The 1,296-nt window shown below is 54.1% G+C and carries 1 protein-coding gene; it reads right to left on the reverse strand.

Translation table 11 applies throughout. The annotated features are described in order from the left end of the window. Positions 1 to 165: 165 nt before the first annotated feature. Positions 166 to 1,296, reverse strand: a 1,131-nt coding sequence (locus tag ABFT80_RS27950; protein WP_347975222.1) for a GGDEF domain-containing protein, incomplete at its 5' end; no start/stop codon positions are given.

The following is a 1,296-nucleotide window of genomic DNA, read 5'->3' on the forward strand; positions in this document are numbered from 1 at the left end:
CGGCTCGTCGTCATCGGCCGATGCGTGCCAAGGCAAATTAGTCCATCGTTGGCATGCATCGGCCGACGACGAGGACCTGGTATCGATGCAAAGGGTAGTCCATCTACACGATTTGGAGTTCGATTCCCTCAACGAGAATGACTGGAACCCGAATGTATTGATCGGCTATCTCGATACCGCCGTTCGATCAACCGAATGCAGTTTCAAGGGAGTAATGAAGGCCTGGTCTTTGCCGGCTGCTTTGGCAGCATAAAGGGCATGGTCTGCCTCTCGCATCATTTCGGAAAGAGATTCCGTTTGATAACGATGATGGATGCCAATGCTTATGGTGAGGGGGTATCCGCGAGGAAGTTGGTCAACTGACGCACGACTAATTTCGGCGCGGATTGCTGCGGCGTGAGACAGAAGTTCGCTACGGCGCGCCTCGTCGTAGTATAGTCCGAACTCCTCACCGCCCGTTCGACCGACAATATTTGCATGCGAATGACTCCCTAGAATACGAGCTATCGCCGCAATGACGTGATCGCCAACTGAATGACCGAAAGTGTCGTTGATTAGTTTGAAGTTATCAATGTCAGCGATCATGACAGCCGGTTGCCAACGTTTAACTGGACTCGCCCGTATCGCCACGTTTGCCTGCGCGTCAAAACCACGGCGGTTCAACAGACCGCTGAGATAGTCTTGGTCCGCCTCGTCACGAAGCTCGTTAAACACCTGTACTGCGAAAGCCACTAGAAATGACAGTGCCAGAACAAGGGTGAGCAACGGCGTCAGCGCCTGCACCGTGGCCCAATATTCGGAATCGCGGAGGGGGCCGTCTGGGTTGATGTCTAGTCCCTGCATAATAATCGCGGCGGGTCGAGCAATGGCTTGTACCAATATCGACCCTGCCAGACAGACGAACAGCCAATCGACCGTCGATTTTGGTTTTGACCGGATCTGCACCCAGGTCGTTACGCTGGCCAACGCCGCGAAGGTACCGTTCACGATCAAGATGCGGGCAAATGTCGAGGGTTCGATGAAGAGGAACCACACAAAGGATGTCGCGCATAGCACGCAAAGCACCGCAAAAAATGTAGTTGGGATCGGCGCATCAATGCGAACGAAAGCACTTACACAGGCCGCCAGGACAGAAACCAGGAAGAACGCATTGGCGGCAACGCGAAGGGCAGGTCCATCAAACGAAGCCAGGAAGTCATTCGCGGCGAACCCTAAGCCACTCATAAAGAATGCAAGCGCGAGCAGTAGCGGATATCGGTAAGACCGACGCCGCTGCCAGAGCATCAAAAATGTCGC

The sequence above is a fragment of the Foliimonas ilicis genome (genome assembly GCF_039939195.1).
Lineage (GTDB): Bacteria > Pseudomonadota > Alphaproteobacteria > Rhizobiales > Rhizobiaceae > Foliimonas > Foliimonas ilicis.